Source organism: Pseudomonas sp. TCU-HL1 (assembly GCF_001708505.1).
In the GTDB taxonomy this organism is placed as follows: Bacteria; Pseudomonadota; Gammaproteobacteria; order Pseudomonadales; family Pseudomonadaceae; genus Metapseudomonas.
Genome location: NZ_CP015992.1, coordinates 3925889 through 3944234, shown reverse-complemented (window position 1 = coordinate 3944234; position 18346 = coordinate 3925889). Strand labels below are relative to the sequence as shown.

General features: G+C 63.7%; 23 protein-coding genes. 11 read left to right on the top strand and 12 right to left on the bottom strand.

What is annotated here, in order from left to right; translation table 11 throughout:
* The first annotated feature begins 138 nt into the window (after positions 1-138).
* Positions 139-768, top strand: a complete 630-nt coding sequence (locus tag THL1_RS18315) for a hypothetical protein (protein WP_069084551.1) — start codon at positions 139-141, stop codon at positions 766-768.
* On the opposite strand, the gene THL1_RS18310 is transcribed toward THL1_RS18315, so the two are convergent.
* A complete protein-coding gene (locus THL1_RS18310) occupies positions 765-1220 on the bottom strand; it encodes a MarR family winged helix-turn-helix transcriptional regulator (protein WP_069084550.1) in 456 nt (151 codons plus the stop codon). The genes THL1_RS18315 and THL1_RS18310 overlap by 4 nt on opposite strands.
* A gap of 82 nt (positions 1221-1302) precedes the next feature.
* Between THL1_RS18310 and THL1_RS18305 the strand changes: the two genes are divergently transcribed.
* Positions 1303-2469: a PLP-dependent aminotransferase family protein gene (locus THL1_RS18305; RefSeq protein WP_069084549.1), complete on the top strand. Its 1167-nt coding sequence runs from the start codon at positions 1303-1305 to the stop codon at positions 2467-2469.
* An 18-nt stretch (positions 2470-2487) separates the two neighbouring features.
* Positions 2488-3090: a glutathione S-transferase family protein gene (locus THL1_RS18300; protein ID WP_069084548.1), complete on the top strand. Its 603-nt coding sequence runs from the start codon at positions 2488-2490 to the stop codon at positions 3088-3090.
* A gap of 56 nt (positions 3091-3146) precedes the next feature.
* Here THL1_RS18300 and folE read toward each other — a convergent pair whose 3' ends face one another.
* From folE to THL1_RS18280, 4 genes are all read right to left on the bottom strand, one after another.
* The gene (gene folE, locus THL1_RS18295; protein WP_004422399.1) at positions 3147-3695 is read right to left on the bottom strand and encodes a GTP cyclohydrolase I FolE; all 549 of its coding nucleotides are present in this window, start codon (positions 3693-3695) and stop codon (positions 3147-3149) included.
* Positions 3696-3796: 101 nt separating this feature from the next.
* A complete protein-coding gene (locus THL1_RS18290; RefSeq protein WP_069084547.1) occupies positions 3797-4369 on the bottom strand; it encodes a Smr/MutS family protein in 573 nt (190 codons plus the stop codon).
* Between the two features lie 50 nt (positions 4370-4419).
* Positions 4420-4740 (bottom strand): hypothetical protein, encoded by a 321-nt coding sequence (locus tag THL1_RS18285; protein WP_069084546.1) that lies wholly within the window; start codon positions 4738-4740, stop codon positions 4420-4422.
* Positions 4741-4838: 98 nt separating this feature from the next.
* The gene (locus THL1_RS18280) at positions 4839-5435 is read right to left on the bottom strand and encodes a cysteine hydrolase family protein (RefSeq protein WP_069084545.1); all 597 of its coding nucleotides are present in this window, start codon (positions 5433-5435) and stop codon (positions 4839-4841) included.
* A gap of 223 nt (positions 5436-5658) precedes the next feature.
* Between THL1_RS18280 and prmB the strand changes: the two genes are divergently transcribed.
* Positions 5659-6573 (top strand): 50S ribosomal protein L3 N(5)-glutamine methyltransferase, encoded by a 915-nt coding sequence (prmB, locus tag THL1_RS18275; RefSeq protein ID WP_069084544.1) that lies wholly within the window; start codon positions 5659-5661, stop codon positions 6571-6573.
* Between the two features lie 9 nt (positions 6574-6582).
* On the opposite strand, the gene THL1_RS18270 is transcribed toward prmB, so the two are convergent.
* A complete protein-coding gene (locus THL1_RS18270) occupies positions 6583-7362 on the bottom strand; it encodes a hypothetical protein (RefSeq protein ID WP_069084543.1) in 780 nt (259 codons plus the stop codon).
* Between the two features lie 105 nt (positions 7363-7467).
* Positions 7468-8448, bottom strand: a complete 981-nt coding sequence (locus THL1_RS18265) for an alpha/beta hydrolase (RefSeq protein ID WP_069084542.1) — start codon at positions 8446-8448, stop codon at positions 7468-7470.
* A 131-nt stretch (positions 8449-8579) separates the two neighbouring features.
* Here THL1_RS18265 and aroC point away from each other — a divergent pair, with 131 nt between their 5' ends.
* From aroC to THL1_RS18235, 6 genes are all read left to right on the top strand, one after another.
* Positions 8580-9671, top strand: a complete 1092-nt coding sequence (gene aroC / locus THL1_RS18260; RefSeq protein WP_069084541.1) for a chorismate synthase — start codon at positions 8580-8582, stop codon at positions 9669-9671.
* Positions 9668-10828 (top strand): MFS transporter, encoded by a 1161-nt coding sequence (locus THL1_RS18255; protein ID WP_069084540.1) that lies wholly within the window; start codon positions 9668-9670, stop codon positions 10826-10828. Before aroC ends, THL1_RS18255 begins: the two co-directional genes overlap by 4 nt.
* Entirely contained in the window at positions 10825-11439 is a 615-nt protein-coding gene (locus THL1_RS18250; protein ID WP_069084539.1) for a methylthioribulose 1-phosphate dehydratase, read from the top strand. The genes THL1_RS18255 and THL1_RS18250 overlap by 4 nt, the downstream gene beginning before the upstream one ends.
* A gap of 85 nt (positions 11440-11524) precedes the next feature.
* Positions 11525-12070 carry a 1,2-dihydroxy-3-keto-5-methylthiopentene dioxygenase gene (locus THL1_RS18245; protein ID WP_069084538.1) on the top strand — a complete coding sequence of 182 codons (546 nt, stop codon included), beginning with the start codon at positions 11525-11527 and terminating at the stop codon, positions 12068-12070.
* Between the two features lie 36 nt (positions 12071-12106).
* The gene (mtnC, locus tag THL1_RS18240; RefSeq protein ID WP_069084537.1) at positions 12107-12790 is read left to right on the top strand and encodes an acireductone synthase; all 684 of its coding nucleotides are present in this window, start codon (positions 12107-12109) and stop codon (positions 12788-12790) included.
* A 182-nt stretch (positions 12791-12972) separates the two neighbouring features.
* A complete protein-coding gene (locus THL1_RS18235) occupies positions 12973-13530 on the top strand; it encodes a histidine phosphatase family protein (RefSeq protein WP_069084536.1) in 558 nt (185 codons plus the stop codon).
* A gap of 4 nt (positions 13531-13534) precedes the next feature.
* Here the strand turns inward: THL1_RS18235 and THL1_RS18230 are convergent, their stop codons facing one another.
* On the bottom strand, positions 13535-14035 hold the full coding sequence (locus THL1_RS18230; protein ID WP_069084535.1) for a methylated-DNA--[protein]-cysteine S-methyltransferase: 501 nt from the start codon (positions 14033-14035) through the stop codon (positions 13535-13537).
* A 2-nt stretch (positions 14036-14037) separates the two neighbouring features.
* Positions 14038-14898, bottom strand: a complete 861-nt coding sequence (locus tag THL1_RS18225; protein ID WP_069086560.1) for a DNA-3-methyladenine glycosylase family protein — start codon at positions 14896-14898, stop codon at positions 14038-14040.
* A gap of 212 nt (positions 14899-15110) precedes the next feature.
* On the opposite strand from THL1_RS18225, the gene speE reads away from it, so the two are divergent.
* Positions 15111-15971: a polyamine aminopropyltransferase gene (gene speE, locus THL1_RS18220; RefSeq protein ID WP_069084534.1), complete on the top strand. Its 861-nt coding sequence runs from the start codon at positions 15111-15113 to the stop codon at positions 15969-15971.
* Positions 15972-16146: 175 nt separating this feature from the next.
* Here speE and THL1_RS18215 read toward each other — a convergent pair whose 3' ends face one another.
* The 3 genes from THL1_RS18215 to THL1_RS18205 form a co-directional block, all read right to left on the bottom strand.
* Positions 16147-16527, bottom strand: coding sequence for a type II toxin-antitoxin system VapC family toxin (locus tag THL1_RS18215; RefSeq protein ID WP_069084533.1), 381 nt, complete (start codon positions 16525-16527; stop codon positions 16147-16149).
* Between the two features lie 2 nt (positions 16528-16529).
* Positions 16530-16730: a type II toxin-antitoxin system VapB family antitoxin gene (locus THL1_RS18210; protein ID WP_069084532.1), complete on the bottom strand. Its 201-nt coding sequence runs from the start codon at positions 16728-16730 to the stop codon at positions 16530-16532.
* Positions 16731-17358: 628 nt separating this feature from the next.
* Positions 17359-18345 carry an alpha-L-glutamate ligase-like protein gene (locus THL1_RS18205; RefSeq protein WP_069084531.1) on the bottom strand — a complete coding sequence of 329 codons (987 nt, stop codon included), beginning with the start codon at positions 18343-18345 and terminating at the stop codon, positions 17359-17361.
* Position 18346: the final 1 nt, after the last annotated feature.

Here is an 18346-nt window from a genome sequence, read left to right as displayed (position 1 = left end):
TTGTCGTTGTGTCCGCAGACTAAGGCCAGGTGGCTTGCAACGTCCCGATACAGCGATACGCGCGTTGAGCGATACAGTTGGTTGGCACCTCGGGGATCTGCGGCTACTGTGATGCTTTCCCGGCCTGGAGTGACGCACATGGATGAGAACCCCTATGCCGCCCCCCGGGTCGACCTGGTGGAAGACGTCCGGCCGCGCCAGATGAATGGCTGGACGCCGGGCCAGCTCAGGCTGCTGGCTTGGCTGAGCCTGGTCTGTGTGGTAGGCACCGTGACCCTGACCGGGCTGGCGGTGGCCGCAGGGGCCACGGAGGACGAGCGGATGACCCGGCTGTCCGACTGGCTCGGCGTGGCCCTGACCTTGCTGGGTTGCTACCTGTTGATCCGCTTCAAGCTGTTCGCCGAGGCGCGTTTCTCAGCCGAGGCCCTGGCGCCGCCGGTCTGGGCGGTTGTCATCGGCAGCCTGGGAGTCGAGGTGATGGATTTCCTGATGGGCGATGCCAGTACCGAACCGGGCTGGCCGATGGTGATCTACTTCACGGTGATCGCCTTGCTCGGTGCCCTGACCGCCTGGCTGGCGGTGCGCCTGTTGAAGGTTCAGAACGCCTATCCGGCGTTTCGGGTCATGGCGTGGCTCAACCTGGTGGGCGGCATCATGATGGCCACCATCGTGCTGATGCTGTTGGGCCTGCTGCCTCTGATCGCCGGCAATGTGGCCATGATGCTGGTGTTTTTCCGTGGGGCGCGGGAATTGCAGCCTGACGCCTAGCCTTCGGCGGCTTCGTTTTGTCGGGCCGTGCACAGGGCCTGGTTGACTGCCAGCCAGCCACGCACGGCTTCTTCCCCGGCCTCCCCAAAGGCGCGTCGCAGGAGGCGTGCCTGCTCCCGTCGCAGGGCCTGCTCCAGTTTCGCCCCTTCGCTGGTGAAGCCCAGCAGGCGCTTGCGCTTATCGTCGTCCGCCGCCACGCTTTCGACCAATTTCATCTCGATCAGCTGGCGCAGCGGGGTGTTCAGCGCCTGCTTGGTCACACCCAGATAGCCCAGCAATTGCTTGACGCTCAGCCCCGGATACTTGGCGATGAAGAACAGGATGCGGTGGTGCACGCGCGACAGGCCACGGCGGGCGAGGATCTCGTCCGGCTTGCTGGTGAAGGCCTGGTAGCCGAAGAAGAAGGCTTCCATGGCGGCCTGCTGAATGGTGGAATTTTTCAGGTCAAGCATATTGACGTTTCCGCTGCGGTCGTCGTAGTTTCGGTCAAGCAGTTTGACTTAATTTCCTCGCTTCCGCACCCGGTGACAATCCATGGCCTTCTCTGAACGCATCGCCCGCCTGAAAAGCTCCCTGATCCGCGAAATCCTTGCCGCCGCCCAGCGTCCGGAAGTGATGTCCTTCGCCGGAGGCCTGCCAGCCGAGCCGATGCTGCCGAAGGTGGGCTGGGATGCGATGCCGGCGAGCATGGGCCAGTACGGCATGAGCGAAGGCGAGCCGGCGCTGCGTGAAGCCATCGCCGCCGAAGCCCGTGCCCTTGGCGTGCCGTGCGAGGCAAGCCAGGTGCTGATCGTCAGCGGCTCCCAGCAGACCCTGGACCTGGCGTCCAAGCTGTTCATCGATCCGGGCACCGAAGTGCTGCTGGAAGCGCCGACCTACCTGGCGGCCTTGCAGGCCTTCCAGCTGTTCGGTGCCGACTGCATCGCCGTACCCCAGGAGGCCGATGGCCCTGAACTCGCGGCCCTGCGCCAGCGCCTGGAGCAGCACAAGCCGGCCTTCGCCTACCTGATTCCGACGTTCCAGAATCCGTCCGGCACCCGCTACAGCGAAGCCAAGCGTGACGCGGTCGCCGCGCTGCTGGACGAGTTTGGCGTCACCCTGATCGAAGACGAACCCTACCGTGAGCTGGTATTCGACGAAGGCAGCGCCACCCCCATCGTCAGCCGCCTGAAGAAGGCCAGCTGGATCTACACCGGCACCGTGTCCAAGACCCTGCTGCCGGGCCTGCGTGTGGGCTTCCTGATCGCCACGCCGGACCTGTTCCCGCACCTGCTGCGCCTGAAACAGTCCGCCGACCTGCACACCAATCGCATCGGCCAATGGCAGGCACTGCAGTGGTTCGGCACCGAGCAGTACCGCCAGCACCTGGCAGAGCTGCGCGACTTCTACCGCGTTCGCCGAGATTCCATGCAGGCTGCACTGGAGGAGCATTTCGGCGAGCTGGCCACCTGGGAGATTCCCCAGGGCGGGTTGTTCTTCTGGCTGACCCTGAAGCAGCCGCTGGACACCCGTACCCTGCTCAAGCCCGCGCTGGAGCAGAACGTGGCCTTCATGCCGGGCGAGCCGTTCTTCATCGATCCGGACAAGCATCCGGGTCACCTGCGCCTCAACTTCAGCCATGTGGCGCCCGAGCGCCTGGGCGAAGGGCTGAAGCGGCTTGCAGGCGTCATCCGTCAGGCTCAGGCGGCCGAGGCTGCCTGATCACAGAGGAGGGGAGTGATGTACAAGGTCTACGGCGATTACAAGTCGGGCAACTGCTACAAGGTCAAGCTGATCCTCAATCTGCTCGGCCTGCCGTACCAGTGGGTGCCGGTGGACATCCTGAAGGGTGAAACCCAGCGCCCCGAGTTCCTGGAAAAGAACCCCAACGGCAAGATCCCGGTGCTGGAGCTGGAAGACGGCACCACGCTCTGGGAGTCCAATGCCATCCTGAATTTCCTCGCTGACGGCAGCGAACTGTTACCCGCTGAGCCGCGTCTGCGTACCCAGGTACTGCAGTGGCAGTTCTTCGAGCAGTACAGCCATGAGCCCTATGTGGCGGTGGCGCGTTTCATCCAGCTCTACCAAGGCATGCCGGAAGATCGCCTGGAGGAATACAAGGTCTGCCAGGTGCGCGGGCACAAGGCATTGAAAGTGATGGAGAAGCAGCTGCAGCGCACGCCGTATCTGGTGGGCGACCAGTACTCCATCGCCGACATCGCGCTGTACGCATACACCCATGTGGCCCACGAGGGTGGTTTCGACTTGTCGGGCTATCCGGCCGTGCTGGCCTGGCTGGACCGTGTGGCCAGCCATCCCCGCCATGTGGGCATGTTCGACTGAGGTTTCCTGGTTCAATAAAAAGCCGGCGCAAGCCGGCTTTTTATTGGGAGCGAAACTCAGTTGTTGATCAGGCTGAGGAATTCGCTGCGGGTGGCGGCGTTCTCGCGGAACTCGCCGAGCATGACCGAGGTGACCATGGAGGAGTTCTGCTTCTCCACGCCGCGCATCATCATGCACATGTGCTGGGCTTCGATGACCACGGCCACGCCCAGGGCGCCGGTGACCTGCTGTACGGCTTCGGCGATCTGGCGGCTGAGGTTTTCCTGGATCTGCAGGCGACGGGCGAACATGTCGACGATGCGCGCGACCTTGGACAGGCCCAGCACCTTGCCGTTGGGGATGTAGGCCACGTGGGCCTTGCCGATGAACGGCAGCAGGTGGTGTTCGCAGAGCGAGTACAGCTCGATGTTCTTCACCAGCACCATTTCGCTGTTGTCGGAGCTGAACAGGGCGCCGTTGGTGACTTCTTCCAGCGTCTGCTGGTAGCCGCGGCAGAGGTACTGCATCGCCTTGGCGGCACGCTTCGGGGTATCGAGCAGGCCTTCACGGGAGACATCCTCGCCGAGCTGGCCGAGGATCGCGGTGTAATGCTGTTCCAGGGACATGGAAATTCCTGTGGGGATTTACGCAAATGCGCAGGGTAGGGCGCGACGGGGCGGCTGGCAAGGGCGGGTTGCGCCGAAGGCGGGTCCCGGAGCCGGGTGTTTCACTCGTCGCGGCCCTCGAGCATGGTTCGGCGCAGCATCACGTACACCGCGCCAGTGCCGCCGTGCTTCGGCAGGCAGGATGTGAACCCGAGCACCTGCGGGTGTTGGCGCAGCCAGGTGTTGACGTGGCTTTTGATCAGCGGTCGCTTGCCATCCAGGCGGGCCGCCTTGCCGTGGGTCACGCGTACGCAGCGCACTTCGAAGCGAGTGGCTTCGGCGATGAAGTCCCAGAGGGTTTCGCGGGCTTTCTCCACGCTCATGCCATGCAGGTCGAGGCTGCCCTCGAAGCCGATCTGACCCTGCTTGAGCTTGCGCATCTGACCTTCCTGCACACCGTCGCGGGCCCAGTGCAGGTCGTCTTCGGCGCCGACGTCGATGACGAACTGGTCAGAGAGGCCATCGACCTTGACGTTGGTGACGCTCAAGGTGGCGTTCTGTCTGCGATTGGCCAATTGCTTCTGGTCGGCGCGCACCTTGCCGGTATCGGCACGGTCATTCTGGATGCGCTTCACGCCGCGCATTTCCATGGAAAACAGGGAACTTTCGTCGTCTTTCTGGGCTTCGTCTTGCATACAGGCCTCCGCGAAGGGTGGCTAGTTTACCCAAATGACCCGCGCCAGGTTCACTCGCGTTTCTTCATCAGGTGAGGAGACATGCTGAGGCCGTTGCGCCGCCGCGAACGACGTCGGCAGAGGCGCCAGGCAAGTACACCGATCCAGAGGAGCAGCAGGCCGAAAAGCAGCAGCACGATAGCGGCGCCGGTGCTGTCGTTGAGTGGGCCAAGGGCTGGAGGGCGGCCCAGCAGCGTGGCGCTGCCGGCCATCGCCAGCATGACGCCGAAGCCGGCGCAGAGCGCGGCCAGGGCCGCTGCGAACCGCCAGCGCCAGCTACCTGGGCGTCGTGGGCGCAGGCGGCGGGCATTGAAACCATCGGAAAACTTCATCCGGACGTCCTCTTGCTTGATCGGGGTATGACCGGCGCCAACTGGCGGGGTTCCGGTCACGCCCCCTCGCGGATGTCGCGGGATGCATCGACGCTTCGTTAGATAAGCGCCTTGGCCTGCGGCACCACGCTGGCGAAGTTGTCGGCGAGGGCGATCACCTCGACACGGTGCATTTCGTCCGCGCTGATGACGCCGCCATCGACGGTCGGCAGGTCGCGAGTCGCGCAGGCTGCACTCACCAACGTGCAGCGATAACCATAGTCCTTGGCGGCGCGGACCGTGGTGCTGATGCTGGAGTGGGTCATGAAGCCGCAGACGATCAGGTCCAGGTGGCCAATCGCTTGCAGGCGGTCGTGCAGGTCTGTGCCGGCGAAGGCATTGGGCAGGCGCTTCTCGACCACGATCTCGCCGGGCAGGGGAGCGGCTTCGGGCAGGTGCTCGCCGCGTTCGCCGCGGGGGTCGAAGATGCCGCCGGGGACGCCCAAGTGTTTCACATGGACTATGGCGCTACCCATCGCGCGGGCGGCGGCGAGCAGGCTGGCAATCTCGCCGAGGGCGGCGTCGAGGCCGGGCAGGGCGAGGACACCGCTGCGGTACTCCTCCTGGGCATCGATGATCACCAGGGTGGCGTTGTTCAGGCTGGCCGGCGGATAGCCGCGGCCACTGAGCTGGAACATGGATTTCGGGGCGGACATGCGAATCTCCAGGTACGACATGGCCACTATTGTCTGCCCTGCGGCGAAATAAGTGAACCATGGACCAAGGTCGAGTTGCCGGTCGGGACCCTGGCGGGCCGCCGCCATGCGGCCTGCAGCGCCGATCCGGGTGAATGTGCGGGCATCCGCTCGTCGCCGCCACGAGCTGCCGCGAAGGGGCAGGGGTGCTAGAATCGATGGTCCGTTTTCTGAGGTAGCCGACGTGTCCGAATCCCGCCTGCGCACCCTGCGTGATTACATCCGCTGGGCTGTCAGCCGTTTCCATGCTGAAAACCTGTTCTTCGGTCACGGCACCGACAACGCCTGGGATGAAGCTCGCCAGTTGGTGCTGGGCGCGTTGCACCTGCCGTACGAGATCGCCGACAGCTACCTGGACTGCCGCCTGGAGGAGGACGAGTGCGCCCACCTGCGCGAGTTGCTGCGTCGCCGTATCGATGAGCGCGTACCGGTGGCCTACCTGCTGGGCGAAGCCTGGTTCTGTGGCATGCCCTTCGTGGTCGATGAGCGGGTGCTGGTGCCGCGCTCGCCCATTGCCGAGCTGATCCAGCAGCAGTTCGCGCCCTGGCTGCCCCAGGAGCCTTCGCGCATCCTCGATCTCTGCACGGGCTCGGGCTGCATCGGTATCGCCTGCGCTCACACGTTCCCCGAAGCCGAGGTGGTGCTGGGCGATCTGTCCTTCGATGCGCTGGAAGTCGCCAACCTGAACATTGAGCGGCATGGCCTGGAAGAGCGCGTCTACACCGTGCAGGGCGATGGTTTCGAGGGGCTGCCGGGGCAGCGTTTCGACCTGATTGTCTCCAACCCGCCCTATGTGGATGCCGAAGACTTTGCCGACATGCCCGTCGAGTACCACCACGAGCCCGAGCTGGGTCTGGCCTGCGGCAATGACGGGCTGGATCTGGTTCGGCGGATGCTGGCCGAGGCGGCTGATCACCTGACCGAGATGGGGCTGCTGATCGTTGAGGTGGGTAACAGTCAGGTGCACGTGGAGGCGCTCTATCCGGGAGTGGACTTCCTCTGGCTGGACTTCGAGCACGGCGGCCACGGCGTCTTCATGCTCAGCGCCAGGCAGTGCCGGGAGCACCAGGCGCTGTTCCGTTCGCGGGTCAACCCCTGACCGCCAGGATCAGTGGGTGGTGATCCAGATCAACAGGCCGGCCTGGAACACCGCGAAGGCCACCAGGCAGGCGATGGTGAAGCGCAGGCCGCTGTCCTCGCGCTTGTAGGTGGCGATCCGTTCCTCCAGCTTGCGAATCTCCACCTCTTGGCTGTGCAGGTTCTGGTCGGCCTGCTCCAGCATGGCGGCGGCATCCACTAGCCCCACCCGCTGCACCTTTTCGCGGTGCCAGTCGCCGTGCAACTCGCTGACCCGGCCGGCACCGTAGCTGGCCTTCAACTGCAAGTTGTCCTGGTAGGTGATCTCGAAACCCTGGGCCTTGAGGACATGGTCGCGCCGCAGGCGCATTTCGTTGTCCAGGGCGTCCTTGGCTGGCAGGGCGCCGCCCTCGACCCGGTAGTGCGCCCAGCGTTGCGTGGCCCAGGCAATGCCTTGGCCCAGCAGAAATCGCCCCAGGCCCCGATTCTGCGGCTCCAGGTACAGGCCGCTGTCCGGGCCGAGGCGGACTTCCTTGTTGCGATGGTCCGCCCAGATTTCCAGGATGTTCTGCTCCTTGCGGACCTTCTGTCCCTGTGTCCGGACAACCAGCCGCAGCAGGCTTTGCTCCAGGTTGTGCCGCTCCACTCGACCGAGCTCGACAAAACGCAGTGGCCGCGTACCCGTGTGGCGGTCGATGGGCAAGGGCGCGAGGCGCAGCAGCTCGAAATGCTCAGGTGCCAGCTCCGCCCATGGGTGGGGTTGGGGTTCGGCTACTTCGGCGTTCTGCTGCTCGGCTGGGCCTTCAGTCATGGGGATGTACCTGGTAAACGCATATGACGATGGATGTGGTACGTCAGTCCGGATTCTGTACGCAATCGCCGGTGTCAGGCGAGATCTCCCACAGATTCTGTCGCCTTATCGGCGGCTTTCTGCATTTCTGGAGTCAGGCAGCGACTGGATGAAGGCCAGCAGGCGCTCGCCCAGCTCCCGGGCCAGGGGGAGCTTGGGGTCACGGTAAGACGCCAGTTGCTGCTCCATGTCCATGGGCACGATGCGCAGCATGTGGTTCATGCCAGCGATGATCGCCAACTGGGCATCGGGCCGGGTGGCCTTGAGCTGCTCGGCGTCGCTGACGCTGACCTGGATGTCGTGGCTGCCCTGGAGGATGAGTGCGGGTATCCGCAGTTGGCCGAAAACCTGCGCCGGGTTCTGGCGGAACAGGGAGATCAGATAGGGCTGGACACTGGGTCGGAACAGCACTTGCAGCGGTTGCGGTACCTCGGCCACCGTTTGGCCGGCCCGCAGACTGGCGAGCAGGACCTCGCTCTGTGCCAGCAGGGGAGGCGGCAGCCGGCTATGCAGCTGATCGCGCAGCAACTGGTCGATGGGGCGGGCGCTGCCGGCAATGCTGACCAGGGCATCGGCGTTCGCGGCCTGTGCCGCGAGGCTGGCGATGAGCGCGCCTTCGCTGTGGCCGATAAGAATGAGTCGAGAGAAACGTGGGTCCTGTTTCAGGTGCTGGCCCCACGCCGCCGCATCCTGGGCGTAGAGCTCGATGCTGAGCTGGCGTTCGTCCGCGCCCGCGTCGTAGCTGCCGGCTATGCCTCGCTTGTCGTAACGCACGCTGGCGACGCCGTTTCGTGCCAGCAGTTGGGCGAGCTTCTTCAGGCTGTCGTTGCGCCCGCCAAGCGGGTTGTTGCCATCGCGGTTGGTCGGGCCGGAACCGGCGATGATCAGCGCTACGGGCATGGGCTCGCCGGTTTTCGGGCGAAGCAGGGTACCCCGCAGGATGCCGGTGCCAGTGTCCAACTCGACAGGGCGTTGCAGCACGCTTTGAGGGGCGGCCTGGGCCAGGCTGGCCAGCAAGGGGAGCAGAAGCAGGACGAATTGCATCATGGGGAGAATCGGAATCTCGGACGGCGGGTTGGGCGCGGCAGGCGGCACAAGGTTCGAGGGGTGAACTGGCCGGACGCCGCGGGTATACTGCTCGACCTTCGATCGAGGCCCATTTCTGCGGAGCACTGTGCATGTCCGGCAACACCTACGGCAAGCTGTTCACCGTCACCACCGCTGGCGAAAGCCATGGTCCGGCGCTGGTCGCCATAGTCGACGGCTGCCCGCCGGGGATGGAACTGTCCGAGGGCGACCTGCAGCGTGACCTCGATCGCCGCAAGCCGGGTACCAGCCGCCACACTACCCAGCGCCAGGAAGCCGATGAGGTGGAAATCCTCTCCGGCGTGTTCGAAGGCAAGACCACCGGTTGCGCCATCGGCCTGCTGATCCGCAATACCGACCAGAAGTCCAAGGACTACTCGGCCATCAAGGACCTGTTCCGCCCGGCCCACGCCGACTACACCTATCACCACAAGTACGGCATCCGCGACTACCGCGGCGGTGGCCGCTCCTCGGCGCGGGAAACCGCCATGCGCGTAGCCGCAGGCGCCATCGCCAAGAAATTCCTGGCCACCCAGGGCATTACCGTGCGCGGCTACATGAGCCAGCTCGGCCCCATCGAGATTCCCTTCAAGACCTGGGACAGCGTCGAGCAGAACGCCTTCTTCAGCCCCGACCCGGACAAGGTGCCGGAGCTGGAGGCCTACATGGACCAGCTGCGCCGCGACCAGGATTCGGTGGGCGCGAAGATCACCGTGGTAGCCGAAGGCGTTCCGCCGGGCCTGGGCGAGCCGATCTTCGACCGTCTGGACGCCGAACTGGCCCATGCGCTGATGAGCATCAACGCAGTGAAGGGCGTCGAGATCGGCGCCGGTTTCGACTGCGTGGCCCAGCGTGGCACCGAACACCGCGACGAGCTGACCCCGGAAGGCTTCCTCAGCAACAATTCCGGCGGCATTCTCGGTGGCATCTCTTCCGGCCAGCCGATCATCGCGAACCTCGCGCTCAAGCCCACCTCCAGCATTACGACCCCCGGGCGGTCCATCGACATCAACGGCAACCCGGTGGATGTGGTCACCAAGGGTCGCCATGACCCCTGCGTGGGCATTCGCGCCACCCCGATCGCTGAAGCCATGATGGCCATCGTGCTGATGGACCACCTGCTGCGTCATCGCGGGCAGAACGCCGACGTGCGGGTTGAAACCCCGGTGCTCGGCCAGCTGTGACGGGCGGCGCGAGCGCGCTGCCCTATTGGCGGCTGTCCAGCTTCTACCTCTTCTACTTTTCCCTGCTGGGCGCCACGGCGCCCTTCCTTGGCCTGTATTTCGCGCACCTGGGGTTTTCCAGTGCGCGCATCGGCGAGCTGCTGGCCATTCCCATGCTGATGCGCTGCGTGGCGCCCAACCTCTGGGGCTGGCTGGGCGACCGTAGTGGCCGCCGCCTGGATATCGTGCGCTTCGGCGCCTTCTGTACCCTGCTGACTTTCTCGTTGATCTTCGTCAGCCACAGCTACGCGTGGCTGGCGCTGATCATGGCGCTGCATGCCTTCTTCTGGCATGCCGTCCTGCCGCAGTTCGAGGTCATCACCCTGGCCCATCTCAAGGAGCAGGCGGAGCGCTACAGCCAGGTCCGGCTCTGGGGCTCCATCGGCTTCATCCTCACGGTGATCGGTCTGGGCACGCTGTTCGAACTGTTCAGCCTGGACCTCTATCCCTGGACGCTGGTGGTCATCATGGGTGGCATTGTTCTCAGCAGCTTCTGGGTGCCTAATGCCGTACCCCAGGCGCGGCCGGACGTTGCAGGGCAGGGTGGTTTCTTCGCCCAGCTGCGCCAGCCGGGCGTGCTGGCCTTCTATGCATGTGTGGGATTGATGCAGTTGTCCCATGGGCCCTACTACAGCTTCCAGACCATCTACCTGGAGTCGCTCGGCTATTCGCGCAGCCTGATCGGCCAGCTCTGGGCGCTGGGCGTGGTGGCGGAAGTGCTGCTGTTCCTGGTGATGGCGCGGATCCTGGCGCGCTACTCGGTGCGTGTGGTGCTGTTGGCCAGTTTCCTGATTGCTGCCTTGCGCTGGCTGCTGATCGGCAATTTCGCCGATCAGTTGCCGGTGCTGTTGTTTGCCCAATTGCTGCACGCGGCCACGTTCGGCAGCTTTCACGCGGCCGCCATCCATTTCGTGCAACGTCAGTTCGGACCGCGCCAGCAAGGCCAGAGCCAGGCGCTCTACGCGGCCCTGGCGGGCATCGGCGGCGCTCTTGGCGCGCTCTACTCAGGCTATAGCTGGAGCAGCCTGGGGCCGGTCTGGACTTACGTCATTGCCAGTCTCGCGGCACTTGCCGCAGCCGTTATCATTGCCACCCAATTGCAAGAGGAGCGGGCATGAATCGCCAACAACTCGCCCAGGAAATCATCGACGCCGGCCGCTTCCTGTACGGCCGCGGCTGGTCTCCGGCCACCAGCAGCAACTATTCCACGCGGCTGTCCGCCACCGAGGCACTGCTGACCGTCTCCGGCAAGCACAAGGGTCAACTCGGTCCGGACGACGTGCTGGCCACCGACCTGAATGGCAACAGCCTGGAGCCGGGCAAGAAGCCTTCGGCGGAAACCCTGCTGCATACCCAACTCTATCGCTGGAAGCCGGAGATCGGCGCGGTGCTGCACACCCATTCCGTGAATGCCACCGTGCTGTCGCGGCTGACCCTGGCCGAGTCACTGGTGTTCGCCGACTACGAACTGCAGAAAGCCTTCAGCGGTATCGATACCCACGAATCCCAGGTGCTGGTGCCGATTTTCGACAACGACCAGGACATCGCTCGCCTGGCCGCCAAGGTGCAGCCCTGGCTGGACCAGCACCCCGACTGCGTGGGTTACCTGATCCGGGGTCACGGCCTCTATACTTGGGGACCGCGCATGAGCGATGCCCTGCGCCAGGTCGAAGCCTTCGAATTCCTCTTCGAGTGCGAGCTGAAAACGCGCTCGATCACCCAGCGTTGATGCTTCCTTCGCACGAAGGTGCCTATTGATAACGGTGCCGTCCGACCCGCCCGAGAGCTGGGAGGCGCCCGCAAGGAGTACCCCGATGAGCAGCCTGACTGTCTACCACGAATCCAGCCCGGACCTGCCGAACAAGGTCCTGACCCACCTGGACGACATCGCCTCCACACTCGCATCCGTCGGCGTGCGCTTCGAGCGCTGGGAGGCGTCCGAACCCATTGCGCCGGGTGCGAGCCAGGAGGAGGTGCTTGCCGCCTACCGCCCGCAGATCGACCGGCTGATGCAGGAGCAGGGTTATGTCACGGTGGACGTGGTGAGCCTCACCAGCGACCACCCGCAAAAGGCCGAATTTCGCGCCAAGTTCCTCGACGAGCACCGCCATGGTGAAGACGAGGTGCGCTTCTTCGTCGCCGGGCGCGGCCTGTTCACCCTGCACATCGACGACTACGTCTACGCCGTGCTTTGCGAGAAGAACGACCTGATCTCGGTACCGGCTGGCACCCGTCACTGGTTCGACATGGGCGAGCATCCGCATTTCGTCGCCATCCGTCTGTTCAATAATCCGGAAGGCTGGGTCGCCCAGTTCACCGGCGACGAAATCGCCAAGCGCTTCCCGCAGCTCGAAGACTGAGTTGTAGGAGCCATACCGATTCACCTGGAGTTCCCAATGCCCATCAAGGCCATCCTTACTGACATCGAAGGCACCACCAGCGCGGTGAGCTTCGTTTTCGACGTGCTGTTCCCCTACGCCGCACGCCACTTGCCGGAGTTCGTTCAGGCCCACGCGGGCGAGCCAGCAGTGGCGCAGCAGATCGACGCGGTGCGCATGGAAAGCGGCGAAGCCGGGGCCAGCCTGGAGCGGGTGGTGGAAATCCTCCTGGGCTGGATCGCCGAAGACCGAAAAGCCACGCCGCTCAAGGCGTTGCAAGGCATGGTCTGGGAGCAGGGCTACCACGCTGGCCAGCTCAAGGGGCACGTCTACCCGGATGCCGTGGAGGCGCTGCGCCGCTGGAAGCAGGAGGGCTACGACCTCTATGTGTACTCATCCGGCTCCATCCAGGCGCAGAAGCTGATCTTCGGCTGCTCGGAGGCCGGTGATCTGGCGCCGTTGTTCTCCGGCTACTTCGACACCACCTCCGGTCCCAAGCGCGAGGCGTCCTCCTACCAGCGTATCGCCTCGGCCATCGGTCTGCCGGGCGAGCAGATCCTCTTCCTGTCCGATGTGGCCCAGGAACTGGACGCTGCCCGCGACGCTGGCATGCAAACCATCGGCCTGGCCCGTGAGGGTGGCGTGCTGGAAGGTCACGAAACCGTGGCCAGCTTTGCAGTGATCGATTTGGCGCGCGTCTGATCCGGCTTGAAATCGTCTGACGGAGCGCGAGGAAGGCTTCTGTCGGCCGATCTATCCTTGGGGTGACTGCATCCATCTGAGAGCGTCCCCATGGGTTACTGCCTTTGCGTCGCTGCGGTTCGCCCCGCCCCAGGCCCGTACCGGGCAATCGGCGGCTGGGCGTTGCGACCGGCGACCAGGCCATGACCCGTCTCATCGTCCTGATGTTGCTTGCGCTGCTGGCCTCTCCGGTGGCCGCCGACCAGAAATCCGCCTGGCAGGCCCTGCGAGATGGCAAGGCCTTTCTCCTGTTGCGGCATACCACGGCCCCTGGTACCGGCGACCCGGAGGGTTTTCGCCTGGGGGATTGCAGTACCCAGCGCAATCTCAGCGACAAGGGCCGCCAGGAGGCGAAACGTTGGGGCAGGCTGCTGGTGCGGCGCAAGGTGGAACAACCCCGCCTCTATACCAGCAACTGGTGCCGTGCGCAGGACACCGCCCAGGAAATGGGGCTGGGCGCCGTGGAAGTGCTCTCGGCGCTGGATTCCTTTTTCAGCGATCCAGACAGCCAGGCGGCGCAGACCGTGGAGTTGCGCAAGGCCATCGAAAAGGTGCCCAAGGACAGGCCAGTGGTCATGGTCAGCCATCAGGTGAACATCAAGGCGCTGACCGGGGTGTCGCCGAAAAACGGGGAGGGCCTGATCATCGAGCTGCCGCTGGCCGATCCGCCGAAGGTATTGGCGCGCGTCCGCCAACCCTGAGCGCTCAGATCAGCAGGAGCTGGTCCTGCTCCGGCAACAGCTTCACCCCTTCCAGTTTGAGCAGCAGCGCCTTGCGTTCCAGGCCGCCGGCGTAGCCGGTCAGGCTGCCGTCGCGACCGATCACCCGATGGCAGGGTATGACGATGGCAATGGGGTTGGCGCCGTTGGCTGTGCCCACGGCGCGCACCGACTTGGGGTTGCCAATGCGCTCGGCCAGCTCGCTGTAGCTGGTGGTCTGGCCATAGGGAATGCCCTGCAGGGCCTGCCAGACAGTCTGCTGGAACGCCGTGCCACGCGGAGCTAGACGCAGCTCGAAGCGCTTCAGGCGCCCCTGGAAGTAGCGGTCCAGCTGGCGGAAGGCCTCGTCCAGCTGCTTTTGGGCAGGTTGCCAGGCGGCATCGAGCTCCCAGGGCTGGGCAGCATCCATGTGCAGCAGCTTCAGGCCGCTGTCGTCGCCCGCCAGCAGGAGCGGGCCGATCGGGCTGTCGTGGTAGCGGTAGTGCATTCCTACTTCTCCTCGGCGTAACTCTGCCAGAGATAAACGGCGGCGTACGCGCGCCAGGGGCGCCATTGTTCGGCGCGGCTTGCCAGTTCTTTTGCGCTGATGCCGTCCGGACCCCAGAGTGGCGACTTGAGCAGCCCGAGGTCGGCCGTGGGAAAGGCGTCCGGCTGGCCAAAGGCGCGCAGGGCAATGTATTCGGCGGTCCAGCGGCCGATACCGGGCAGGGCGCAGAGACGCTCGACCAGGGCTTCGACGCCGGCCGCCAGGCTCAGTTCCAAGCTGCCATCGGCTACCGCCAGGGCGAAGCGGCGCAAGGTGTCGACACGTTTGCCGGGCATGCCGATGCCGGGCAGCGTGTCGTAGGCGATGGCCTGCGGGGTGGGGAAGAGCCGCTGCGGGCCATCGTTCTCGGCGTTTTCCAGTGGCTCGCCGAGGCGCTCCACCAGGCGCCCGGCGATGGTCACCGCGGCCTTCACCGTTACTTGCTGGCCAATGATGGTGCGCACCCCTTGCTCGAAGGGGTCGAAGGCAACCGGCAGACGCAAGCCCGGGTAGCGCGCCAACAGTCCTTGCAGCAGCGGGTCGCGTCCCAAGTGATGGGCGATGGCGGCTGGATCGCTGTCCAGGTCGAACATCTGCCGGATGCGTGGCGCCAACTGGGGCGCCAGGTCCTGGGCCGACGGGCTCAGTTCCAGTTTCAGGGCCCCAGGCAGCGGACGCAAGCAGAACCAGCCGCTGCGTTCGCCCAGGCGAAAGCTTCGGCAATAGCTGTCTGCGGTCAGGCGCTCGACGCCGGGCAGGCGGCGCAGGGTGAAATGTTGCTGGAACTGATTCCAGCTCCAGGGCTCGAAATATTCAAGGCGCATGGGCTCGATGGGCTCGCGGGATCGAATGGAGAGAGCGATTGCAGTCATGGAGCGACGATATTCTCTTGGCGCCGCGTCGTCTCTGCAAAACTGACTTTCAAATTCTCCCGTTGCGGTTCGACCTGACATCGAAGCCATCGTAGAATGCGCGCCTTTTCATGGGGCGGCCTTCAGGCACCGTCCGCTAACACAGCCAGCAGGGGAGACAACCCATGAGCGACTACCAGGAAACTCTCTACGACGGATACGGCCAGCGCTTTCGCATGGACAAGCTGCTGCACGAAGTGCGCACCGAGCACCAGCACCTGGTGATCTTCGAGAACGCGCGCATGGGCCGTGTGATGGCTCTGGACGGCGTCATCCAGACCACCGAGGCGGACGAGTTCATCTACCACGAGATGCTCACTCATGTGCCGATCCTTGCCCATGGTGCGGTCAAGAGCGTGCTGATCATCGGTGGTGGCGACGGCGGCATGCTGCGTGAAGTGCGCAAGCACCGCGACATCGAGCGCATCACCATGGTCGAGATCGATGGCACGGTGGTGGATATGTGCAAGGAGTACCTGCCCAACCACTCCAAGGGGGCTTACGAAGACCCGCGCCTGAACCTGGTGATCGACGACGGCATGCGCTTTGTCGCTACCACCGAGGAGAAGTTCGACGTGATCATCTCCGACTCCACCGACCCCATCGGTCCGGGCGAAGTGCTGTTCTCCGAGAACTTCTACCAGGCTTGCCGTCGCTGCCTGAACGACGGTGGCGTGCTGGTGACTCAGAACGGCACCCCTTTCATGCAGCTCGGAGAGGTGCAGAATACGGCCAGCCGCATGAACGGCCTGTTCGCCGATTGGCACTTCTATCAGGCGGCCGTACCGACCTACATCGGTGGCGCCATGACCTTCGCCTGGGGCGCCACCGATCCCGAGTTGCGCAAGCTGCCGGTGGAAACCCTGCGCCAGCGCTACGCGGGCAGCGGCATCGTGACCCGTTACTACAACCCGGAAATCCACGTCGGCGCCTTCGCCCTACCGCAGTACGTGCTGCACGCGGTGAACAAGCCGAGCAACGATTGAGGTTGTCGAGGTAAATGAAGAAGGGGCCGGAAGGCCGAGCCGTTTGCTTAATCTGTTGAAAATTTGAAGCGGACAGCCTTGGATGTGGCTATCCGCTTCAAATTCTTAGGGGTTAGTTATTGGCAAGAAATTTTATCAGGGAAAGCGGTCAAGCCTGAGATCAACCCGCCAATGCTTAGTGCAGGGCTGGATTGTGCGCCACGCCGAACCTACTGGCCAATTCAGCAAGACGCTTATCAAACGTCCATAGTTCTGTGCCAGGTGTCATGAGCGTGGAAGCAAGAAGTGCGATGTCCACTAACCCGCACCCAAGGCCATACAGTTTTTCGCGTTCGATGAAGTCCATCACCTCGCTCAAACTCGCCTGACTGCATTGCAGCAAAAGAGAAATGTTATGCAGCGTCTGGGCTCTTGGCGCTGGCGGTGTTCCGCAGGAAATTTCAACAATAACCATTGGATGCGTCATCGCAAGATCAAGCCCAATCAGATTAACCAGCCCATCATTGCCGTTTCGGAAGTGGTCTATCCAAACCGAAGTGTCGATAAGCACGGCCATCGCTAAACTGACTCGCCACGGCGGCGCGGCACGTCCCGAATCTCAGGCATCGTCCCTCCAAGGGCTGCAAGACGCTTTCCTGCTTGCACTCGTACAAAGGTTTTGATGGCTTCGCGGAAAATGTCTGCTTTATCCATGCCCGGATCGGCCATTTCAAGCGCCTTTTGGTAGAGAGCGTCATCAATGGTGACAGTGGTGCGCATAGTGCAACTCCTCATCAGTATTGATGACAATCTGAGTCAAATTGTGCATCTTGGCAAGCGTGGAATGCCATCCGCCCTCCGGCCATGCGCCTCGTGCCGGTTAAAGACCCAGTGAAGTCGATGATGCACTCGCGCTTCACCGAGCCTTACGACTTCAACAGATTAAGCAAACGGCTCGCCGGAGGGCCCCTTTTTCTTTCTGGTTGGGAAGGCTTGGGATTCGATGGTTCAGCTCATTTTCGAACTGGCTTGATGTTTCTGTTTCGCCTCCCGGCGAATCACTTTTCTTAAGCGTCCGGATGCTGAACCACTCGGCCTTCTGACGGGGCGGAGTCGCCGCTCCGCCGCTTTTGTTCGGTTTCAGGCCGTTTTGGGCTTCAGGAATGTCCGGCCCTTGCTGGTGCGAGTCACCCCTCGCCTGCTTGTGGGGTGAAGAGGCACGCTTTCGGAAGCACCGCTTCGGGTGCCGATGAACGACTGAGCGCGAAGCGATCAGGCCGGGGCACAGGGCGGGGGAGAGGGAGAGAGCAGTCGATTCCGGGCGGACCTGCCAGGAATCGTGAATGAATTCGCTCACAGAGCAAAGAAAAAGCCCGGCACTTGGCCGGGCTCTTTCATGCCGCGTGAATCAGATCTCAGCCGGCCGCACATGGCCGAAGAGCTCCTGGGAAAAGCGCACGCGCTCTTCCGGGGTTTCCTGGATGCCCTTGGCCTTCAGCTCTTCGAGGCGGGCCTCGACGGCGTGGGCGCGGTGGGTCAGGCCGCAGTCGTTGGCGATCTGGATGTTCAGGCCGGGACGGGCGTTGAGTTCGAGGATCAACGGGCCCTTGTCCTGGTCCAGCACCATGTCGACACCGATGTAGCCCAGGCCGCACAACTCGTAGCAGCCGGCGGCCAGCTTCATGAAGCCGTCCCAGTTTGGCAGTTGCACGCCGTCTACCGCGTTGGTGGTGTCTGGGTGCTTGGCGATCTTGTTGTTCAGCCAGGTGCCGCGCAGGGTGACGCCGGTGGCCAGGTCCACGCCGACGCCGATGGCGCCCTGGTGGAGGTTGGCCTTGCCGTTGGACTGGCGGGTCGGCAGGCGCAGCATGGCCATCACCGGGTAACCCATCAGCACGATGATGCGGATGTCCGGTACGCCTTCGTAGCTGATGCTCTTGAAGATCTGGTCCGGGGTCACGCGGTACTCGATCAGCGCGCGGTCACGGTGCCCGCCGAGGGAGTAGAGGCCGGTGAGGATCGAGGAAATCTGGTGCTCGATTTCCTCGTGGCTGATGATCTTGCCAGAGACTGTCTTGTAGCGCCCTTCGAAGCGGTCGGCGATCACCAGGATGCCGTCGCCGCCGGCGCCTTGCGCCGGCTTGATCACGAAGTCGTTACGCTCGCCGATGATCTCGTTGAGCTTCTCGATTTCCTTCTCGGTGGAAATGACCCCGTACATTTCCGGTACGTGGATCCCCGCCTCGATGGCGCGCTGCTTGGTGATGATCTTGTCGTCGACGATCGGATACAGGTGCCGTTTGTTGTACTTCAGCACGTAGTCCGCGTTTCGCCGATTGATGCCCATGATGCCTTTGGCCTCGAGGGCTTTCCACGTCTTGATCAGGCCGAACATG

What these genes read in the sequence shown, in the direction of transcription:
- THL1_RS18210 (WP_069084532.1), bottom strand. Translation starts at nt 16,730, where the DNA reads ATGCGCACCACTGTCACCATTGATGACGCTCTCTACCAAAAGGCGCTT.
- THL1_RS18215 (WP_069084533.1), bottom strand. Translation starts at nt 16,527, where the DNA reads ATGGCCGTGCTTATCGACACTTCGGTTTGGATAGACCACTTCCGAAAC.
- THL1_RS18285 (WP_069084546.1), bottom strand. Translation starts at nt 4,740, where the DNA reads ATGAAGTTTTCCGATGGTTTCAATGCCCGCCGCCTGCGCCCACGACGC.
- mtnC (WP_069084537.1), top strand. Translation starts at nt 12,107, where the DNA reads ATGCCCATCAAGGCCATCCTTACTGACATCGAAGGCACCACCAGCGCG.
- THL1_RS18205 (WP_069084531.1), bottom strand. Translation starts at nt 18,345, where the DNA reads ATGTTCGGCCTGATCAAGACGTGGAAAGCCCTCGAGGCCAAAGGCATC.
- THL1_RS18300 (WP_069084548.1), top strand. Translation starts at nt 2,488, where the DNA reads ATGTACAAGGTCTACGGCGATTACAAGTCGGGCAACTGCTACAAGGTC.
- folE (WP_004422399.1), bottom strand. Translation starts at nt 3,695, where the DNA reads ATGTCCCTGGAACAGCATTACACCGCGATCCTCGGCCAGCTCGGCGAG.
- THL1_RS18310 (WP_069084550.1), bottom strand. Translation starts at nt 1,220, where the DNA reads ATGCTTGACCTGAAAAATTCCACCATTCAGCAGGCCGCCATGGAAGCC.
- THL1_RS18265 (WP_069084542.1), bottom strand. Translation starts at nt 8,448, where the DNA reads ATGATGCAATTCGTCCTGCTTCTGCTCCCCTTGCTGGCCAGCCTGGCC.
- THL1_RS18315 (WP_069084551.1), top strand. Translation starts at nt 139, where the DNA reads ATGGATGAGAACCCCTATGCCGCCCCCCGGGTCGACCTGGTGGAAGAC.
- THL1_RS18280 (WP_069084545.1), bottom strand. Translation starts at nt 5,435, where the DNA reads ATGTCCGCCCCGAAATCCATGTTCCAGCTCAGTGGCCGCGGCTATCCG.
- THL1_RS18270 (WP_069084543.1), bottom strand. Translation starts at nt 7,362, where the DNA reads ATGACTGAAGGCCCAGCCGAGCAGCAGAACGCCGAAGTAGCCGAACCC.
- THL1_RS18225 (WP_069086560.1), bottom strand. Translation starts at nt 14,898, where the DNA reads ATGCGCCTTGAATATTTCGAGCCCTGGAGCTGGAATCAGTTCCAGCAA.
- THL1_RS18235 (WP_069084536.1), top strand. Translation starts at nt 12,973, where the DNA reads ATGACCCGTCTCATCGTCCTGATGTTGCTTGCGCTGCTGGCCTCTCCG.
- THL1_RS18250 (WP_069084539.1), top strand. Translation starts at nt 10,825, where the DNA reads ATGAATCGCCAACAACTCGCCCAGGAAATCATCGACGCCGGCCGCTTC.
- THL1_RS18230 (WP_069084535.1), bottom strand. Translation starts at nt 14,035, where the DNA reads ATGCACTACCGCTACCACGACAGCCCGATCGGCCCGCTCCTGCTGGCG.
- THL1_RS18305 (WP_069084549.1), top strand. Translation starts at nt 1,303, where the DNA reads ATGGCCTTCTCTGAACGCATCGCCCGCCTGAAAAGCTCCCTGATCCGC.
- speE (WP_069084534.1), top strand. Translation starts at nt 15,111, where the DNA reads ATGAGCGACTACCAGGAAACTCTCTACGACGGATACGGCCAGCGCTTT.
- THL1_RS18290 (WP_069084547.1), bottom strand. Translation starts at nt 4,369, where the DNA reads ATGCAAGACGAAGCCCAGAAAGACGACGAAAGTTCCCTGTTTTCCATG.
- aroC (WP_069084541.1), top strand. Translation starts at nt 8,580, where the DNA reads ATGTCCGGCAACACCTACGGCAAGCTGTTCACCGTCACCACCGCTGGC.
- THL1_RS18245 (WP_069084538.1), top strand. Translation starts at nt 11,525, where the DNA reads ATGAGCAGCCTGACTGTCTACCACGAATCCAGCCCGGACCTGCCGAAC.